The following is a 14,600-nucleotide window of genomic DNA, read 5'->3' as shown; positions in this document are numbered from 1 at the left end:
TCAGGCTCTCCTTATCCGAACATTTGCAAGGTGGCGTCAAACAGGGTGTTGGCGACGGCGATCACCTTCATGTTGGCCTGGTACATATTCTGGAATTCGATCAGGTTGATCCCTTCCTCGTCGGTGTTGACGGCGCTGGTGGATTTCCAGTCGTCCTCGGACTGCTGGCGCACCGTGGTGGCGGTGCTGAGCTGGGCCTGGTTTTGCTGGCTGTCGATGCCCAGCTTGCCGACCAGCTGGGTGTCGGCGTCGCCCAGCAGCACATTGCCCAGCGAGGTCAGCGTGATCGGCTGGCCCTTGATGGCGACCAGCTGCTGCAGATTGCCGCTGTCGCCCGGCGTGCCGTCGCTGGAGAAGGCCAGGTCGGCGGTCTTGAAGCCGCTCGACAGTTGCAGCAGGCCGGTGGCGCTGGCCGGGTTGAACACCAGCAGCGGCGTGCCGTTGACGCCGGGGCTGGTGAAGCCGGCCGCCAGCTGGGCGTTGACCTTGGCCGACATCTGGTCGGCGATCTCGGCGATCGATTGCTGCAGCGGCTTCAGGGTGTTTTCCTGGAAGTTCGCCAGGCCGCCCAGCTGGCCGCCGACCTTGGTGTCGTCGAGCTTGAAGGTGGTCTGGGCGAAGGTCAGGTTCAGTTGCTGCACGCCGCTGGTGGTGTCGAACGCCAGCGTGCCGGACAGGTTGCCGACCACCAGCGGCTGGCCGCTCTTGAGCGACACGGTGGCGGTGCCGTCGGCATTGTTGAGCACTTCGACGCCGACCTGCGAGGCCACGCTGTCGATCAGCTGTTCGCGCTGGTCGATCAGGGCCGAGGTGTTGGAGCCGTTGGCGCCGACGGCGATGATCTGCTGGTTCAGCTTGGCGATGCCGGCGACCGATTCGTTCAGTCCCGGCAGGATGGCGGAGCGCTGCTGCTGCACCGAGATCATCTGGTTGGCCGTGACGTTGAAAATACTGTTGAACTGCTGCGCCATGGAGTCGGCGGCGGTGATCACCTGCTGGCGCAGCGGGGTCGAGGTCGGGTCGACGCCGGCCGCGTTGAGGGCCTTGAAGAAATTGTCGATCCCGTAGCTCAGGCTGGATTTGTCATCGCTCATGACTTTTTCCAGCTGGGTCAGGTAAGGCTGGGTCTGGGAATGCTTGCCGACGTCGGACGCCGCGCGCCACATCTGCTGGGACTTGTAGGAATCGCTGAAACGCAGCAGCGAGCCGACCTGCACGCCGTTGCCCGGGCTCAGGCCCGAGCCGTCGCCGGCGTTGGCCTGCAGCAGCACGCCCTGGCGGGTGTAGCCCTTGGTTTGCGCGTTGGCGATGTTCTGGCTGACCGTGTTCAGGGCGGCCTGGGCGGCCAGGGCGCCGGACAGTGCGTTGTAAGAGATGCTCATATTGCAAGGGTCTTTCCTGGTGAAGGCCGGAGGACCAGTCGCTTGCAGTGTTTACACGACGTCCACTGGCCCGTTAACTGTAAAGGGCGACCGCTTACTTGGCGCGATTAAGCGTTTTGGGAATATTTTGCGGCTCGGCAATATTCGCCGGCGCGGCGCGGCCCGGCAGCGAGGCGGCCAGCACCACCGGGGCGCTGGCCGGCGGCAGCAGCTGGCGCAGGATGGCGTCGGCCACGCCGAAGGCGCGCTGGCCGGCCAGCTGGTCGGCCACCAGGTTGTCGGCCATGTCCAGCATGTCTTCGTTGATCTTGTCCTTGAACACGCTGTCCTCGGCCGCCAGCACGCGGGTGCCGGCGCGCATCTGGTGCAGCATGTGGCCGATGAAGAAGCTTTCGAACTTGACCGCCGCCTCGGTGGCCTTGGCGCGGTACTTGGGATCGACGCCGTCGTCGGCGGTGGCCGCGGCCGGCGCCACCGGCACGCCGCTGAGCTGGTCGGCCACGCCGATGCGCATGGTGCTGCCGTCGAATTTGCTGGGGTCGAAGCTCATGGGATTCCTTAAATGACGACCAGTTCGCCTTCGATGGCGCCGGCCTGGTCCAATGCCTGCAGGATGGCCATGATGTCGTCCGGCGAGGCGCCGAGGCTGTTGATGACGTCGATGATCGCCTGCAGCTTGGCGCCGGCCGGCCATTTGAACATCTGGCCCGAGCCCTGGTCGACGCTGACCTGCGATTGCGGCGTGGCCACGGTGTTGCCCTGGGCCAGGGCGTTCGGCTGGCTGACCTTGGTCGATTCGGAAATCACCACCTTCAGCGAGCCGTGCGTGACGGCGGCGGCGCGCACGCGCAGGCCGTCGGCGATGACCACGGTGCCGGTGCGCGAGTTGAACACCACTTTCGGCGAATCGTCGCCGACGTCGATCGACAGCGCCTCCAGCTTGGCCATGAAGGCCACGCGCTGGGTCGGGTTGGCGGGCGCCACCACGTCGATGCTGGTGGCGTCGGTGGTGGTGGCGATGTCGCCGAAGCGCTTGTTGATCGAATCGACGATGTTGATCGCGGTCTGGAAGTGCGGGTGGCGCAGCGACAGGCGCACGGTCGGCTTGGTGGCGAAATCGGTGGCGATCTCGCGTTCGATCGCGGCGCCGCTCGGGATGCGGCCCGAAGTCGGGGTGTTGACCGTCACCGAGGAGCCGCTCTTGCCGGCGGCGCTGAAGCCGCCGACCACCACATTGCCCTGGGCCAGCGCATACACCTCGTTGTCGGCCGCGCGCAGCGGCGTCAGCAGCAGGGCGCCGCCGCGCAGGCTCTTGGCGTCGCCCATCGAGGACACCACGACGTCGATGTTCTGGCCCTTGCGGTAGCCGGGCGGGAACACCGCCGACACCATCACCGTGGCGACGTTCTTGGACTTGGCGTCGGTGCCGTCCGGCACCTTGACGCCGAACTGCTTGAGCATATTGATCACCGACTGGCTGGCGAACTTGACCTGGGTCGAGTCGCCGCTGCCGTTCAGGCCGACCACCAGGCCGTAGCCGACCAGCGGGTTGTCGCGCATGCCTTCGACCGCGACCAGGTTGCGCAGCACTTGCGCGGCCTGGGCCGGGCCGGCGCCGCCCAGGGCGGCGCAGAGGGCCAGCGGCAGGGCCAGAAGGCGGGAGAGCGTGCGGAAATTCATGGAGTCACCCTATCAAAAACTATGGCCGTTCAGAACGGCATCAGCGGGCCGTTGAAGAAACGCGACAGCCAGCCGGCCGATTGCGTGTCGGCCAGCGTGCCCTGCGCCGAGTAGGCGATGCGGGCGTTGGCGATGCGCAGCGACGACACCTGGTTGTCGGCGTCGATGTCGGCCGCGCGCAGGTAGCCGCGCAGGCGGACGAATTCTTCGCCCTGGTTCAGGGTCAGGGTTTTTTCGCCGGACACGCGCAGCAGGCCGTTGGGCAGCACTTCCTGCACGATGACGGTGATGGCGCCGGTCAGCGCGTTCTGCTGGGTGCTGGTGGCGTCGCCGGCGAAGCTGTTGGAGGCGCCCAGGCCGATGGCGGCCTTGCCGAAGGTCTTGCCCAGCAGATTGGGCGCGACGATGTTGTCGGCCGAATTCTTCGAGTAGCTGGTGCCGGCCTTCTTGCTGGCCTGGGTGGTTTCCTGCAGGTTGACGGTGACGACGTCGCCGACGCGGAAGGCGCGGCTGTCCGAGGTCAGCGACAGGCCCAGGTCGGCGCTGTAGACGCCGCCCGACGTGCCTTTCGGGCCGACCACGCGCGACACCGTGGGCGGCTCGTCGGACGGGCCGGGCCGCACCGGCGGCGGCTGCAGCGCGGCGCAGCCGGCCAGCAGCGCAGTCAGCAGCACAGCCAGGACGGGCAGGGCGGCTTTCATCAGCGCGCGGCCTGCGACAGGTACTGCAGCATATTGTCGGCGGCCGACAGCACCTTGGTGTTCATCTCGTAGGTGCGCTGGGCGGCGATCATGTCGACCATTTCCTCGACCACCTGGACGTTCGAACCCTCCAGCGTGCCTTGCTTGAGCTTGCCCCACTGGGCGTCGCCCGGCTTGCCTTCGGTCGGCGTGCCGCTGGACGGGGTCTCGGCGAACAGGTTCTCGCCCAGCGCCAGCAGGCCGGTCGGGTTGATGAAGCTGGTCAGGGTCAGCTGGCCCAGCTGGCTGGCGGTGGTGTTGCCGGCCAGCGTGGCGGAGACGGTGCCGTCTTCGCCGATGGTCAGCGAGGTGGCGTTGGCCGGCACGGTGATCTGCGGGATCAGCGGCAGGCCGTGGGCGTTGACCAGGATGCCGTTGGCGTCGACCTGCAGCTGGCCGGCGCGGGTGTAGGCGGTCTCGCCGTTCGGCTGGCGCACCGACAGGAAGCCGTTGCCCATCACCGCCACGTCGAGCTGGTTGCCGGTGGTTTGCAGCGTGCCCTGGCTGAAGACTTTTTGCGTGCCGACCATGTGCACGCCGTTGCCGAGCTGGACGCCGGACGGCGCCAGCGTGTTGTTGTCGGCGCGCTGCGTGCCGGGCTGCTGTTCGATCGAATAGAACAGGTCCTCGAACACCACGCGGTCGCGCTTGAAGCCGACGGTGTTGGCGTTGGCCAGGTTGTTGGCGATGGCTTGCAGTTTTTCGTCCTGCGCCTGCACGCCGGTTTTGCTGATCCACATTGCTGGATTCATGATTTCTCCCTGTTGTGTAACGTGGACCGGCTTAACCGCCGATCAGGCGATTACCGGTTTCGGCCATCGAATCGCTGGCCTTGAACAACTTCATCTGGATTTCGAAGGTACGGTTCAAGCTCATGGTGGCGACCATTTCCTCCACCGCCGAGACATTGCTGCCTTCCAGGTGGCCGGGCTTGACCACCACGGTGGCGTCGGTGGCCAGCGGCTGGCCGCTGCGCGCCACCAGCAGGCCCGCTTCGTTCTTGGTCAGCTCCGACGCTTCGGCCTTGACCAGCTTGAGCTTGTCGATGGTCTGCATGGTGGTGGTGCCGGGGCTCTGGATCGAGACCGTGCCGTCGGCGCCGATGGCGATCTTGCTGTACTCGGGCAGCGTGATCGGGCCGCCTTCGCCCAGCGCCACGTTGCCGTTGATTTTCAGCGTGCCGGTTTCATCGAGCGTCATCGCGCCGGCGCGGGTGTAGCCCTCGCCGGTCGGCCCCTGTACGGCGAAGAAGCCGTTGCCGTCGATGGCGACGTCGAGGTCGCGGCCGGTGGCCTTGAGCGTGCCCTGGCGGGTCGACACGGCGTTGGCCTGCAACTGCGACATGTGGCGGTCGTCGTAGCCGTAGCCGTTGACCGACTGCGCCGCCGACAGCTCCATATTGGCGCGGAAGCCGCCGGTTTCGATGTTCGCCAGGTTGTTGGCGTGTACCTGCTGGCCGCGCAGGGCCCGTTCGGCCCCGCTCATGGCGGTGTAAATCAGCGCATCCATTTAGGCTCGTCCTTACAGCGCTTGCATCAGCGATTGCATCATCTGGTTCTCGGTCTGGATGACCTTGGAGTTGGCCTGGTAGTTGCGCTGCGAGGTCATCAGGCCGACCAGTTCCGAGGTGATGTCCACGTTCGACTGTTCCAGCGAGCTGGTGTTGAGCGAACCAGTGGTGCCGACGCCGGCGAAGTTGACCAGCGGCACGCCCGATTCGCGCGACTGCACCCAGCTGGTGTCGTCGACCTGGGTCAGCGCGCCCTCGTCCGGGAAGGTGGCCAGCGTCAGCTTGCCGACCGGCTGCTTCTGGCCGTTGCTGTACTTGGCGATCACCGAGCCGTCCTTGGCCAGGTCGACGCCGGCGAAGGTGCCGGAGGCGTAGCCGTTGGCGCTGTTGGTCGAGGTGGTGGCCTCGCCGCGGAAGTAGGTGGTGCCGGTGTAGTCGACGACGAAGGCGTCGGTCAGCTTGGCGCCGCTGATAAAGCCTGGCCACAACACCGGATCGGCGGTGGGGATGACGCTCAAGTCGATCGGCGCCAGCTTGCCCTTGACGGCCGGATCGTTCGGGTCCGGCGTGAGCATCTGGCCGTTGAGCGGGTTGAAGGTCAGGTCGGCGGTGGCGGCGCCGTTGCCGTCGAGGACGAAATTGACCTGGATGGCGCCGGCCGAGGTGGCGCTGAAATATTGGGTCAGCGTGTGCTGGCCGCCCAGCGTGTCATAGATGATCGAGGCCTTGGACATATTGTAGGTCGACGGATCGGGCGGGGTGGTCGGGGTCACGGCCGTCAGCGCCGGGAAGGTGGTCGGGGTCCAGTCGGACGACAGATTGCCCACGTAGTTGAGCTTGTCGCTGAGCACGGCCGGGATCTGGCCGGTCGGAATCGTGATGTCGCCCTGGGCGCCCGGCAGGGTGCTCGGCGGCGTGATCGTCGCGCCCTGCACCTTGCGGCCCGAGGCGTCGGTCAGGAAGCCGTCCTTGGACGTGTTGAAGATGCCGACCCGGGTGTAGTTGATGGCGTTGCTGCTGTCCTTGACCATGAAGAAGCCGGAGCCGTTGATCGAGGCGTCCAGCGAGCGGCCGGTGTTGAGGATGCCGCCGGACAGGCCGATGTTCTGCGTGGTCGAGCCGACCTTGACGCCGGTCAGCTGGTCGCCCGCCACCAGCGACGAGAAGTTCGCGCGCGAGGACTTGTAGCCGTAGGTGCCGGCGTTGGCGATGTTGTGGCTGCTGACGTCCAACGCTTGGTTAATGGCCTGAATGCCAGACAATGCGATATCGAAACTCATGATGGATACCTTCCTTAGAGACTAGATTGGGTGGCAGAAGCGGCGGATTTACCGTTGAAAGCGGTGATGGCGGTCGGCGCGACTTCGCCGATGTTGCCGATGTTCAGGACGACGTTGCCGTTGGCCGACAGGCGCACGCTGTTGAGGCGGCCCTGCAGGTCGACCGGCGGGTTTTCCTTGGTGCTGGTGATCACCGACATGGTGTAGGTGCCGGCGGGCAGGCCCAGCGCGGTCGGGTCGATCGAGAACGGCACGCTGCCGGCCGCGGCCACGCCGAGCTGGACGTTGTGCTTGGCGCCGTCGGTGCCGGTCAGCACGATGGTGGTGGTGCTGCTGGTCGAGCTCAGGTTGATCTGGCCATTGACCTTGGTCGCGCCGTCGGTGGTCAGCGAGGAGGTCTCGGCCATGACGTCGGAGCCGACCTGGGCGCCCAGGGCCAGCACCTGCATGCTTTGCAGCACGCTGGCGTTGGCGCTGGTCAGGCTCGACAGGTTCTGCAGCGATTCGGTCTGCGACAGCTGGGTCAGCTGCTGGACGAACTGGGCCGGGTCGGTCGGCGACAGCGGATCCTGGTTCTTGATCTGGGCCACCAGCAGCTTGGTGAACATGTCCGAGGTCGCGCTGGCCGTGTTGCCGGTGATGCTGCCGCCGGTGTTGGCGGCGGTGTTGGCGTTGCCGCCGTTGTTGAGGAGGCTGACTGTCATGGCTTAACCTTCACCGAGTTTGAGGAGAGACTGTTGCATCGTGCGGATACGGCCCAGCACTTCGACATTGGTTTCAAAGGCGCGCGAGGCCGACATCATGTCTGTCATCTCGGCCACCTGGTTGACGTTGGGGTAGAACACCATGCCGTCGGCGTTGGCCATCGGATGGCCGGGCTCGAAGACCTTGCGCAGCGGCTCGCTCGATTCGACCACGTCCAGCACCTGCACCTTGCCGCCCGTGCTGCCCAGGTCGCCGATGCTGTCGGCCATCACGGCGGAAAACACCGGCTTGCGGGCGCGGTAGGTCTCGGACTCGTTGCCGGCGACGGAATCGGCGTTGGCCAGGTTGCTGGCGATGGTATTGAGGCGCACCGATTGCGCGGCCATGGCCGAGCCGGCGATTTCGGAAATATTCTTGAACGACATGTCGGCGCTCCTTATTGACCGTTGATGGCTTTGGCCAAGCCCTTCAGGCTCATGTTGACGAAGGTCAGGCTGGTCTGGAAGTCGGTGGCGTTCTGCGAGAACGCCGCCTGCTCGACGCCGATCTCGACGGTGTTGCCGTCGCGGGTCGGGTGGAAGGGCACGCGGTACATCATGGCGCTGTCCTCGTCGCCGCCGATGTCGCCGTTGGCCTCGGCCTGGGTGTTGGCCAGCGTGGCGGCGAAGTCCATGTCGCGCGCCTGGAAGCCCGGCGTGTTTTCATTGGCGATGTTGGACGCCAGGATGCGTGTGCGCTCGGCCCGCAGGTGCAGCGCGTCGGCATGCAAGCCCACCGCATCTTTGAAATTAATCGCCATGTTCTTCCCCTGTGTAGACGTTGCTGTAAAACGATGTTGCATGAGTGAAAACCGCTGTTGCCGGGGTAGAATGACGCGCGGGCGCAGCATGCACCCGTCGCGTTCCAGCTTCCCGCATCATAGTAAAGGTATTGCCCATGTTCAACAAAACTATTGTAACCGCTTTACGTGTAATGTTGCTGCTCTGCATTTCACTTTCTGGCGCTTTTTGTGTCGCGGCGCCGACCGCGGCGGAGCAGGTGCCGCTCGCGGTGGAGGCCGCCGCGCGCAGCCATGTGCAGCGCTGGGCCGACAGCAGCGGCCTGGTGGAACCGAAATTCGAGTTGAACGTCGTGCGCGGCAGCAGGCCGCTGGCCGCATGCAGACAGGCGGTGACGGTCGATGCGGTCGATACGCGGCTGCCCAGCCGCATGCGTTTTGCCGCCGTCTGCGCCGGCGCCGACGGCTGGCGGTACGAGTTCGTGGTGCGCGCGCAGATCTCGGCGCGCATTGCCGTAGTGGCAAGCGATGTACCATCAGGGAAAGTATTGACCGACGAGGACGTGTTGCTGGAGCGCCACGACATCTCCGGCATCGCCGACAGCGTGTCCGATCCGCAGGACGTGGTGGGCATGAGCGGCAAGCGCGCGCTGCGCAGCGGCGAGGTGTTGCGCATGAATTTGCTGACCGCGCCGACCGTGGTCAAGCGCGGCGACGCGGTGCGCATCGTGGCCAGGCGCGAGCAGATCGAGGTCAGCATGGCGGGCGAGGCGCTGGACAGCGGCGCGCGCGGCGCGCTGGTGCGGGTGCGCAATGCGAACGGCACCGTGATCCGTGCCCGGGTGACGGGCGCGGCGACGGTGGAACCTGTCGATATGCCCGTTTCCACTAATTCCCCGACGCCGTGAGCTGGCCGCCGCGCTGCAACTGCGCGGCCAGTTTGCTGAGTTTGTCCGCATAAGCGGGATCGGTGGCGTAGCCGCCCTGCACCAGCCCCTGGGCGAAGGCGCGGGCGTCGTTGCCGGTGTTGAGCGCGGCCTGGTAGCGCGGATTGCCGGTCAACAGCTCGGTGTAGTCGCGGAAGGCGCTGGCGGTGTCCGGATAGCTCCGGAAGCGTTCGACTTTCTTCAGCATCGCGCCGTGTTCGAATTCGGAGGTGGTGGCGGCCGCCACGGCGCCGGCCCAGTTGCCGCCGGCCTTCAGGCCGAACAGGTTGTTGGTGTCGGCGCCGCCCTGGCGCAGCGGATTGCGGCCCCAGCCCGACTCCAGCGCCGCATGGGCGGCGACGATGTCGGGCGAGACGCCCAGCTTGCCGGCGGTTTCTTCGGCCCATGGTTTGATCGAGGCCAGGAATTGCTGCTGCAGCTCGACATCGGCGCCGCCGTCGATGGCGCCGGCGCCTTGCTGGCGCAGCGCCATCGCCTGCAGGCTCATGGCTTGCGACGGCACGCTGCGCGCCGACGACGCGGCCAGGCTGCCGCCGCCCTGGGCGATGAAGGTGCTGACGTCGTGCTGGACTTGCTGGAAGGTGGACGCGAACGCGCCCGACGAGACGGCGCCGCCCAGCGCCGCGGTGGGGCGGCTGGCGGTCATGTTCGAGACGGTTGCAGCAGTGGGTGCGGTCGATTGCATCCGGTCAAGCTGGCGCATAAATCTGCTCCTCGCCATGCAGCACGCGCTGCATGATGCTGTACTGCTCTACCAGCAAGTCGCTATTGCGCTTGCCCAGACGCTTGCATTCGATAACCATTTGTTCCAGCGTCTTCCAGTCAGCTTCCATTCTCTCCCGTGCTGCATTTTTCAGCAAGGCAAAAGCCTGCATCATGGTGGCTGTTGGCCCCAATAAACGTTGTACCAGCGCCACGCGCTGCGCGCGGCGCTCCAGCATGCGGTCGACCAGGGCCGAAATCTCTTCGGCCACGCTGGCCAGTTGCGGGCCGCGATGGCGCACGGCGGCGTCGAATTGCTGTTCCAGCAAGGCCGACAGGGCCGGGTAGGCCAGCAAGTCGTCGGCGATGCCGGCCAGCAGCAAACGCATGGCGTCCTGCCGCGTCATCGGGCTGGCGCCCGGGGTGCCCGCTTCGCTCACTTCTCGCTCCCGTGGAAGCGCTGGATCAGGCCGGCCAGCTTGGCCGGGTCGAACGGCAGCTCGCCCTTGGCCAGCGCGTCGCGCAGCTGGTCGACTTTTTCCTGGTCGATTTCCGGCATCTCGCGCATGGCCTGCAGCGCCGGCTGCATCACCGCCGATTGCAGCGGCGCCTGCACCGCCGGCGCCGCCACCGCCTCGGCGGCTTCGGCCGGGGCGGACTCCGCCACGCGCTGGACGGCCATGCCGTCCGGACTTCCTGTCGAGATTCTCATGCGTGTGCCTCTACTTGGCTTGGTTTCCATACGTCGTACTTTATTTGTTGCGGCGCGGGTCGCGCAGCGGGCTTTCGCCGCCGAGCTTGCTGCGCAGCTTTTGCAGCAGGGTGGCGTCCGGCAGGGCGGTGTCGACATCCTGGGTCAGGGCGCTGCTGTTTTCGGGCATGCCGAACATCGAGGCGATCGTCTTGGCTTGCGCCGTGGTCAGGATCAGCAGCTCGATGCGGCGGTTGACGCCGGCGTCGGCGCGTTTGGTGTCGAGCGGCGCGCGGTCGGCCATGCCGACCACCTGCAGCACCGATTCGGCGTTCATGGTGCCGGCCAGCAGCTGCGAGCGGGCCGACATGGCGCGGTTGGCCGACAGCGTCCAGTTCGAGAAGGCGGCGTAGCTGCGGTCGGCGTACTGCAGCGAATCGGTGTGGCCGACGATCAGCATCTGGTTTTCCATCTGCCTGAACAGCGGCCCCATGCGGCGCAGCAGCGCGCGGAACTTGTCGGTCGGCACGGCCGAGCCGCGCACGAACATGCCCTGGCGGTCGGTGTCGTGCAGCATCACGCGCAAGCCGTAGGGCGTGATCACCGATTCCAGGTTGCTGGTCAGGCCGGCCTCGGCGCTCATCTTGGTCAGCGCCTTGGACAGCGCGGCCAGGTCGCTCGGGCTGTCGTACTTGACCTTCGGCGTCTCGACCACCGGTTCGGCTTCGCCGGTGATCTTGGTGTGCGCTTCGCCCTTGGCCTTGGCGTCGCCCGGTTCCTCGGTGCTGCCGGTGTGCGGCATCGGGAAGCGGTCGATCAGGCTGCCGCGCGGGCCGCCCACCTGCTCGGGCATGACGCCCTTGCCCTGGTCGGTCTTGGCGCCGTCGGCCTCGGTCAGGATTTGTTCCAGCGATTCGAAGTTACGGGCCGCCATCAGCCACAGCACCAGGAACAGACACATCAGCGCCAGGCAGAAGTCGGCGAACGCTACCTTCCAGGCGCCGCCGTGGTCGTCGTGCTTGTGCTTGCCGCCGCCACGCTTGACGACGGTTTGCTCATGGTTCTTGTCATGCGGCTTTAGCACCACGGCCTCCGCGACGTGCATTGTCATCGGCCGGGGCGCTGTCGCGGCCTTCCAGGTCGTTGATCCAGCGTTCCAGTTGGGCGAAGCTCGGTTTGATATTCAGTTGCACCAGGCGGCGGCCGGCGTCGATCGCCAGCAGCGGCGGTTTGCCGGCCACGTGCGTCACCAGCACCACCTTGACGGTTTCCTTGTTGGCCGCCTCGGAATTGACCAGCTGCTTGAGCACGTTGCACAGCGGGTCGATCAGGCCGTAGCACAGGAAAATACCGATGAAGGTGCCGACCATGGCGGCGCCGACGTGTTCGGCGATCTCGCCCGAGGTCGCGCCTTCGCTGACGGTGTTCATGGTGATCACGATGCCCAGCACGGCCGCCAGAATGCCGAAGCCCGGCATCGCTTCGCCGATCTTGTTGAGCGACTTGGCCGGCTGCTCCAGCTCGGTATGGATGGCTTCCAGCTCCTGCTCCAGCACGCCTTCGAGTTCATGGGCGTTGATCTTGCCCATGGCCATCAGGCGGAAGTTGTCGACGATGAAGGCCAGCAGCTTGGGTTCTTCCAGCACGCGCGGGTAGCGCTGGAACAGCGGGCTGTCCTTGGGCGCCTCGACGTGGGCGTCGAGCGCCTTCAGTCCGCCGGCGGCCAGTTGCAGCAGCTCGTACATCAGCAACAGCAACTGGCGCTGGAATTCGGAGTCGTACTTCTTCTTGGTGATGACTTTTTTAATCTGGGTCATCATTTCCTTCAGTACGTGGCCGGGATTGCCGATCACCAGCGCGCCCAGGCCGGAGCCGGCAATCACGATCAGTTCGATCGGCTGCCAGATCTGGTGAAACGCTCCCCCCATCATGAAGAAGCCGCCGAAGACGCTGCCTAAAACTATGAGTATGCCGACTATTTGCTGCATGATGATTCGCCTTTCCGCGTCATTTTTCTAATCTTGCCTTGCGCCCGCTCTGGATCAGGCGTTTTGCAATACTGCCTTCATCTTGCCCAGCGCCGCCTTGTTGAGCTGACAGACGCGGGCGTCGGTCAGGTCCAGCACGGCGGCGATTTCTTTGTAGCTGAGCTCGAATTCGTAATACATCTGCACCACCCGCTGCTCGCGCTCGTCGAGGCCGCGCAGCGCCTGCTCCAGGCTGCGCCGTATCATCAGCTGGTCTTCCGGGCTGGGGGCGCTGTCGTTGCTGACGCTGTCCTGCAGCACTTCGTCGAAGCTGGCGATCAGCTCGGCGTTCTCGTCCATCTGGTAAGCCTGGTAGGCTTCCGGCGTCAGGTTCAGGCCGGCCATGATTTCCTGCTCGCTGGGCTCATGGCCGAGGTTGCGGGTGAGGGCGCGCACGGCGTCGCGCAGCTTGTGGCTTTGCTGGCGCACCGCGCGCGGGCGCCAGTCCTGGCGGCGCAGCTCGTCGAGGATGGCGCCGCGCACGCGCAGGCTGGCGTAGCTGCCGAAGGCGCCGTCGGGCTCGCCGTAGCGGCGCAGCGCTTCGAGCAGGCCCATCAGGCCGATCTGTTCCATGTCGTCGCGGTCGATGGCGCCGGCGATCTGCGAATTGAGCTGGCGCACGATGCGCTTGACCAGGGGCGCGTACGACAGCAGGTGTTTCTGCTCGTCGGCCACGCTGTGCGCCACCGGCGCACCGCCAGGCTCGCCATAACTTTCGGCATAAGCGTCCGCATATTGCTCTATATAGGCCATGCCCGCTCCACTGGTCGCACCACTCGTCTTCATGCTTGCCGCAAGCTACTCAATAATCAGTTTGCCGATCATGACTTCGGAAAAGGGTTTTTCCCGGCCTTCATGCTCGTAGGTGGCTTCGAAAGCCTTGTTCAACTCGCCAGCGAACTGGTCGATGGTCATCACTTGCGCGGTGGCCATCGGCAGGTTGGACAGCGTGCGGACCGCCACGCTGCGCAGCATCGGCAATTGTTCCTTGGCTTCCTTCTCTTTCTTCTCGGTGGTGGTGATCACCAGGTCGGCCGACATGTAATGGGTCAGCGTATCGCCGGGCTGGCGCTTGAGCATGATGATCACCTTGTCCACCGTCAGGTATTTCGGCGGCGACTTGTCTTCCTTTTCTTCCTTCTTGGCCGGCTTCTTGGCCGGCTTGCCGTCCGCCACGGCGGCCGGCTCATCTTTACCCTTGGACATGTACCAGACTGCGCCGCCGGCCACCGCCGCACCCACCACGGCCACCAGCACCAGCGCTATGATCATTTTCATGTTCTTCATCTACTGATTACTCCCGCTCGGACGTCATGGCAAAGGTGGTCGCTTCGTCGCCGGACAGGGCGCGGCCCGGCGTGCGGCCTTCTTCCTGCTCGCGCTGCTGGCCGCTGCGGCCGCCCGTGTCGGCCTGGGCCTGGGCGCGCGACGACGACACCGTCACGGAGACGTCGGCATACTGGCGCGTCGACAGATCCTGGCGCACGCTGTCGCCGATGGTGTTGAGCTGGCGTAGCACCTCGCTGTGGTTGGCGCTCAGGTTGACCTGCAGCGAGCCGGCGCTGTGGCGGATCGAAATCTCGATGCTGCCCATGTTCGGCGGCTCCAGGCGGATCACCGCGTGGTCGTTATTGCGTTGCAGCTGGACTTGCAGGCGGTCGCCCAGCGCTTCGCGCAGCGGCTGCTGCCACTGCTCGGGCGAACCGGCCAGCTTGACCACGGCGGCGGCCGGGGTGGCGGCCGGCGCAGCCTGGTTGAAGCCGACGTTGCCGGCGACCGGCGCCGGCGTTGGCGCGCTGCTGCGGGTGATGCTGTCGTCCTTGACGGCGCCGCTGGCGGCTGCGGCCGAGGCGCTGTAGTCGGCGGCCGGCGCGCTGGCCAGGTCGGCGCCGCGCGGCAGGGCGCGCGGCAAGGCCGGCGTGAACGCGGCGCTGTCGGCGGCGAGCACCGGCGCGGCGCTTGGGGCCGGGGCAGGGCTGGCCACCGGTGCGGCCGACGATGCCGGCGCAGGGGCTGGCGCATCGGACTGGCTTTGCTGGACCTGCGCGCCGAGCGCGGCGCTGTTGGCCATGGCGTAAATGTTTTGCGGCGTACCGGCCGCTGCGGGGTTGACCGGCGCCGGCGTTGCGNCCTGGTCGGCCAAGTTCAGCAGCTGGGC

Annotated in this window: 19 protein-coding genes; 1 reads left to right on the top strand and 18 read right to left on the bottom strand. The window is 66.0% G+C overall.

Annotated elements, in window-relative coordinates:
* Window positions 1-11: 11 nt before the first annotated feature.
* The 10 genes from flgK to flgB form a co-directional block, all read right to left on the bottom strand.
* On the bottom strand, window positions 12-1,382 hold the full coding sequence (gene flgK / locus DUGA2_RS30830; protein ID WP_008449498.1) for a flagellar hook-associated protein FlgK: 1,371 nt from the start codon (window positions 1,380-1,382) through the stop codon (window positions 12-14).
* A 94-nt stretch (window positions 1,383-1,476) separates the two neighbouring features.
* Window positions 1,477-1,932: a rod-binding protein gene (locus tag DUGA2_RS30825; protein ID WP_070273128.1), complete on the bottom strand. Its 456-nt coding sequence runs from the start codon at window positions 1,930-1,932 to the stop codon at window positions 1,477-1,479.
* Window positions 1,933-1,940: 8 nt separating this feature from the next.
* Window positions 1,941-3,062 carry a flagellar basal body P-ring protein FlgI gene (locus DUGA2_RS30820; protein WP_070273127.1) on the bottom strand — a complete coding sequence of 374 codons (1,122 nt, stop codon included), beginning with the start codon at window positions 3,060-3,062 and terminating at the stop codon, window positions 1,941-1,943.
* Between the two features lie 29 nt (window positions 3,063-3,091).
* Window positions 3,092-3,763, bottom strand: coding sequence for a flagellar basal body L-ring protein FlgH (flgH, locus tag DUGA2_RS30815; protein ID WP_070273126.1), 672 nt, complete (start codon window positions 3,761-3,763; stop codon window positions 3,092-3,094).
* Complete coding sequence (gene flgG, locus DUGA2_RS30810; protein ID WP_008449492.1) at window positions 3,763-4,554, bottom strand: flagellar basal-body rod protein FlgG; 792 nt, start codon at window positions 4,552-4,554, stop codon at window positions 3,763-3,765. Before flgG ends, flgH begins: the two co-directional genes overlap by 1 nt.
* Window positions 4,555-4,585: 31 nt before the next feature.
* Entirely contained in the window at window positions 4,586-5,311 is a 726-nt protein-coding gene (locus DUGA2_RS30805; protein WP_008449491.1) for a flagellar basal body rod protein FlgF, read from the bottom strand.
* Window positions 5,312-5,323: 12 nt separating this feature from the next.
* A complete protein-coding gene (locus DUGA2_RS30800) occupies window positions 5,324-6,592 on the bottom strand; it encodes a flagellar hook protein FlgE (protein ID WP_070273125.1) in 1,269 nt (422 codons plus the stop codon).
* Window positions 6,593-6,606: 14 nt separating this feature from the next.
* The gene (locus tag DUGA2_RS30795; protein ID WP_070273124.1) at window positions 6,607-7,296 is read right to left on the bottom strand and encodes a flagellar hook capping FlgD N-terminal domain-containing protein; all 690 of its coding nucleotides are present in this window, start codon (window positions 7,294-7,296) and stop codon (window positions 6,607-6,609) included.
* Window positions 7,297-7,299: 3 nt separating this feature from the next.
* Window positions 7,300-7,722: a flagellar basal body rod protein FlgC gene (flgC, locus tag DUGA2_RS30790; protein ID WP_070273123.1), complete on the bottom strand. Its 423-nt coding sequence runs from the start codon at window positions 7,720-7,722 to the stop codon at window positions 7,300-7,302.
* An 11-nt stretch (window positions 7,723-7,733) separates the two neighbouring features.
* Complete coding sequence (gene flgB / locus DUGA2_RS30785; RefSeq protein ID WP_008449487.1) at window positions 7,734-8,096, bottom strand: flagellar basal body rod protein FlgB; 363 nt, start codon at window positions 8,094-8,096, stop codon at window positions 7,734-7,736.
* Between the two features lie 239 nt (window positions 8,097-8,335).
* Here flgB and flgA point away from each other — a divergent pair, with 239 nt between their 5' ends.
* Entirely contained in the window at window positions 8,336-8,983 is a 648-nt protein-coding gene (flgA, locus tag DUGA2_RS30780) for a flagellar basal body P-ring formation chaperone FlgA (protein ID WP_070273122.1), read from the top strand.
* Here the strand turns inward: flgA and DUGA2_RS30775 are convergent.
* The 8 genes from DUGA2_RS30775 to DUGA2_RS30740 form a co-directional block, all read right to left on the bottom strand.
* Complete coding sequence (locus DUGA2_RS30775) at window positions 8,964-9,725, bottom strand: glycoside hydrolase family 73 protein (protein ID WP_070273121.1); 762 nt, start codon at window positions 9,723-9,725, stop codon at window positions 8,964-8,966. The genes flgA and DUGA2_RS30775 overlap by 20 nt on opposite strands.
* Window positions 9,712-10,164, bottom strand: a complete 453-nt coding sequence (flgN, locus tag DUGA2_RS30770; protein ID WP_083296549.1) for a flagellar export chaperone FlgN — start codon at window positions 10,162-10,164, stop codon at window positions 9,712-9,714. Before flgN ends, DUGA2_RS30775 begins: the two co-directional genes overlap by 14 nt.
* Entirely contained in the window at window positions 10,161-10,436 is a 276-nt protein-coding gene (gene flgM / locus DUGA2_RS30765) for a flagellar biosynthesis anti-sigma factor FlgM (RefSeq protein ID WP_070273120.1), read from the bottom strand. Before flgM ends, flgN begins: the two co-directional genes overlap by 4 nt.
* A 40-nt stretch (window positions 10,437-10,476) precedes the next feature.
* On the bottom strand, window positions 10,477-11,526 hold the full coding sequence (locus DUGA2_RS30760; RefSeq protein WP_070273119.1) for a flagellar motor protein MotB: 1,050 nt from the start codon (window positions 11,524-11,526) through the stop codon (window positions 10,477-10,479).
* Window positions 11,483-12,403, bottom strand: a complete 921-nt coding sequence (motA, locus tag DUGA2_RS30755) for a flagellar motor stator protein MotA (protein WP_070273118.1) — start codon at window positions 12,401-12,403, stop codon at window positions 11,483-11,485. The genes DUGA2_RS30760 and motA overlap by 44 nt, the downstream gene beginning before the upstream one ends.
* A 54-nt stretch (window positions 12,404-12,457) precedes the next feature.
* A complete protein-coding gene (locus DUGA2_RS30750) occupies window positions 12,458-13,195 on the bottom strand; it encodes a FliA/WhiG family RNA polymerase sigma factor (protein ID WP_070273117.1) in 738 nt (245 codons plus the stop codon).
* Between the two features lie 45 nt (window positions 13,196-13,240).
* Complete coding sequence (locus tag DUGA2_RS30745; RefSeq protein WP_083296548.1) at window positions 13,241-13,729, bottom strand: flagellar basal body-associated FliL family protein; 489 nt, start codon at window positions 13,727-13,729, stop codon at window positions 13,241-13,243.
* Between the two features lie 7 nt (window positions 13,730-13,736).
* A partial coding sequence (locus DUGA2_RS30740; protein WP_141753436.1) for a flagellar hook-length control protein FliK occupies window positions 13,737-14,600 on the bottom strand: 864 nt, incomplete at its 5' end.

This window comes from Duganella sp. HH101, assembly GCF_001758795.1.
GTDB lineage: Bacteria > Pseudomonadota > Gammaproteobacteria > Burkholderiales > Burkholderiaceae_D > Rugamonas > Rugamonas rivuli.
This window is presented reverse-complemented; position numbering and strand designations above follow the sequence as displayed.